This is a genomic window from Lactobacillus sp. UBA5813 (assembly GCF_002417895.1).
GTDB classification, from domain to species: domain Bacteria; phylum Bacillota; class Bacilli; order Lactobacillales; family Lactobacillaceae; genus Lactobacillus; species Lactobacillus amylolyticus.
This window is the reverse complement of sequence record NZ_DICZ01000025.1, coordinates 1-4,002: the sequence shown is the minus strand read 5'-3', so window position 1 is coordinate 4,002 and position 4,002 is coordinate 1. Positions and strand designations below refer to the sequence as shown.

Here is a 4,002-nt window from a genome sequence, read left to right as displayed (position 1 = left end):
GTTCCCAGAGCGTGTGTTTGGAAACTTGAATTTGTGATTTCTGCAAAACACATATAGAGGCATTGACATTATGAATTTCTATCGATATAATTTCTTTATAAAACGTAAACAGTAATTTAGAAAAGGCACGATTAAAGCATGAAAATGACAGCGCTAGTTGATTTAACTGTCGGGTCGCCTCAATTTCGAATAAAGGAATCAAGTTCAGAAAAGGCAGCATTGTACAAGGTTTATAGTCAGATAGACTTATCTGATGACTTAACTGGAGTTGAATCTGAATTTCAAGAAAATAGGACAATTCGGACTATGGACGCAGTTACGACACTCAATGAAAAAGATATAATTTTTAGCTTAGTCTCTGGTAAGGCTTCACTGGTACAAAAGAACCATGAAGGCTATCTCTACACACAAAATTATGTGGTTATCAAAAATGAAGCTAAAATTGATGCGGGCTTTTTGGTTTATCTCTTAAATGAAGATAAATCAATTGCACATCGATTTAGAATGGGACTACAAGGGTCGATGGTGCTTAAATACACGGTAAAACAGCTTAGAGAATTGACGTTGCCAAAGTTACCAGCCATTGCACGACAGAAGACAATTGGAAAAACGTATTTAAAGCAATTGCACTTACAAGCCCTGCGTGAACGGGTTGCAAAAAATGAAACTATTATGCGATTGGCGCAATTAGAAGGGGATCACATCCATGAATGAAAATCAATTTGAAACAGAATTAATTCAATATATTACCAGTGGTACGATTACAAAACCCGATCATTTAGCTGGTATCAATGACTTTATGGCTAATGAATCACCGACTAATTATGTAGTTAAGACGAAGCAATGGAAATATGAACCGAAGATTAAGACCACTGATGATTTGTGGATAAATTTCAAGCATATTTTAGAGCAACATAATCAAAGTACCCTTGATCATCCCCTATCAGTAGTTGAATTCAATCAAGTAAAGAAAATTATTTCGGATATCCAAACGCCTTATCAAGCTGGTCAATTTTTATATGGACTAAATGGTGTTTCACAAATTGAAATTGATTTAGATGATGGTCGCCATGTTTTTTTGACGGTTTTTGATCAAAAGCAAGTCGGTGCTGGTGACACTGTTTATCAAGTGGTAAATCAAATTGAACGTCGAGCAGTTATTTCTAGAAAACCTAACCGCCGCTTTGATACCACGCTTTTAATTAACGGATTACCAATTATTCAAATTGAAGAAAAACGTGATACGAATGATGTTAACGAAGCGTTAAATCAAATGCACCAATATATTGATGAACATCAGTATCGTGACATTTTCTCTACTTTGCAGATTTTGGTTGCGATTACGCCAAACAACGTAAAGTACATGGCTAATACAACATCAGATAAGTTTAATAAAGATTTTGCCTTTAATTGGCAACGCAAAAGTGATAACAGTATTGTAAATAATTGGAAAGAATTTGCTGATTCAATGTTATCCATTCCGATGGCACATCAGATGGCGACAAATTACATGATATTGGATGGTACCAAAAATAACCAAATGCTTAAGGTGATGCGTCCTTATCAAGTCTATGCGACACAAAATGTTATCGAAAAATTGAAAAAGGTGGACTTTCAACTTCGTACGAATAAAGTGGGATATATTTGGCATACCACTGGATCAGGAAAGACAATCACAAGTTTTAAAACAGCTTGGCTGGCTAGTCGAATGCCAGGGATTGACAAAGTGGTTTTTGTGGTCGATCGGATTGCTTTAACAAAGCAAACCTATGAAAATTATAAGGCGTATGATCCAGATGCGGGTGACGACGCATTAGGTAGCGTACAAGATACGAAAAAAACAACTGAGCTAAGTCGGCGTCTAAAGAGCAAGGATAACAATATCATCATTACTTCCGTTCAGAAACTTGATACTTTGGTGAAACGAAAGAGCTTTAAGGCCCCCGCTAAAAATATTGTCTTTATTGTAGACGAGGCTCATCGTTCTACAGGTGGCGATTCATTTAGGAATATCCAAAAGGCTTTTAAACGTTCAGCTTGGGTTGGCTATACTGGTACACCAATGTTTGATGAAAAAACTAAAGGACAGCGAACAGAAGATGTTTTTGGGCCAATGTTACATGCGTATACTATTCGTGAAGCAATTGCTGACCAAAATGTTCTTGGTTTTAAAGTAGATTTTGAAACGACAATTGACGAGCAGCAAATGAAAGAAAAATATTTACCTGAGTTTTATCAAAAACGCTATCCAAAGTGGACAGAAGACCAAATCAAAGAAAAAATTGCGAATCTATCACAAGAAGATATGGATGATGCTGTCGAACCAAGTTTTTATGATGAAAATTCTGAACACGTTAAGTTAGTTGTAGCAGATGTTTTTAAAAATTGGCGCAATCGTTCCAATGAAGGTAAGTATAATGCCTTATTTACCACTCACGTTGGTGGGGAAAGAGCAAGTACACCGATGGCAATGATGTACTTCAAAGAATTTCAACGAGTGAATGCTGTTAATAAGGCAAAGGGCGGGCTCACATTAAGGGTCGCTGTCACATTTAGCCAAAATTCATCCAACAATGATAGTATGTTAGTGACAAATCGGGGTTTGTATGATGCAATCATGACGTATAATGATGAATTTGGTACGTCATTTGGGATGGATGATGTTTCGGGGTACACCCAAGATGTCACTTCAAGATTAAATAAAACAGCAAGCGATGGCAAATTTTTAGATATTGTGATTGTCGTGAATCAATTGCTAACTGGTTTTGATGCACCGGAATTGAATACGCTGTATGTTGATCGGACCTTAAAAGGAGCGGGCTTAATTCAGGCATACTCACGTACTAATCGAATTTCGAATATGCAAGAAAAACCTTGGGGACGTGTGGTTAATTATCGGTGGCCCGCACAGAACGAAAAGTTGATGAACCAAGCCTTGGCGATTTATGCGAATAAGGATTCAGCTACCTGTTCAGATGAGGACCGCAGCAAGCAAAATGTGAATGATGGGATTACTGCACCCAAATTTGAAGATGTTTTTCAACAGGTTAAGGAGACTGTTGACAAATTATCAAGCCTGACCACCGAATTTGCTCAGTTACCGAAGTCAGAAAAGCAGAAAGAAGTTATGCTTAATCTGTTAAGAGAGTACAATGCCGGGATAGCTAAGCTGAAGCAGTATCCTCCTCAAGAAGTCGATGGTCAACAAGTAGGGTTTAACTATGACAATCCGGATGAATTAGTTGAAAAATTGGGAATGACTTCTGAACAAGAAACGATGTTAACAACCACTTTAACAAACCAATTGAAAGAACATATTTCCAAAAAACAGAAGATACCAGCTAATGAAATTGAATTGCGGATTACACATATCAAAGATGTTAAAATTGACTACGATTATCTGACTGAATTGGTTGAACAGTTGTTGGATCAAGTTCATGAAGGAAAGAATAAAGAAGCCGAAGTTACGCAGGAAAAAATCAAGCAATTCACTAGTGGCCTAAATGACCGTAATTATGCTACGAAGATTATCAATGCCACACATGCGATTATCAAGGGGAATTTTCCCCCAGCAGGAAGCGATTTTGAGTACCCAGCTAAATTAAACAACCTTGAATCTATTATTGCAGCAGCAAATAATATTAGCTTAGATCGAGTATTTCTAGACTTCCGCAATAAGTGGGGAATTACAGATGTGATTTCGAGCGTTCAAATGCGTGAATTATTTAGCCGTCACCGTTATGGACAAAAGGACTTGGATGATACTGGACAAATTCGTGATATCATTGCCCAGGCAAGTACAAGGTATACAGATTTAGCACTTGATGAAACAATTCAAAAACTATCAAGAATTAAGTATCGCAATGGGTTACGCGATGCGATTTATCATTTGGCGGATGAACTGATAGCAGCAGTTTAAAAATAAGCTAGCAATTATAAACAAGTGTCAACACGCTGTTGACGGTTTAAATCAAGGGAAAAATATGATAGACAAAAAAACGG

The 4,002-nt window shown here is 37.1% G+C and carries 2 protein-coding genes; both read left to right on the top strand.

Annotation, left to right across the window (positions count from 1 at the left end; translation table 11 throughout):
- Positions 1–144 precede the first annotated feature (144 nt).
- Complete coding sequence (locus tag B2008_RS04945; RefSeq protein ID WP_286822510.1) at positions 145–714, top strand: restriction endonuclease subunit M; 570 nt, start codon at positions 145–147, stop codon at positions 712–714.
- On the top strand, positions 707–3,919 hold the full coding sequence (locus tag B2008_RS04940) for a type I restriction endonuclease subunit R (RefSeq protein ID WP_286822508.1): 3,213 nt from the start codon (positions 707–709) through the stop codon (positions 3,917–3,919). Before B2008_RS04945 ends, B2008_RS04940 begins: the two co-directional genes overlap by 8 nt.
- Positions 3,920–4,002 lie beyond the last annotated feature (83 nt).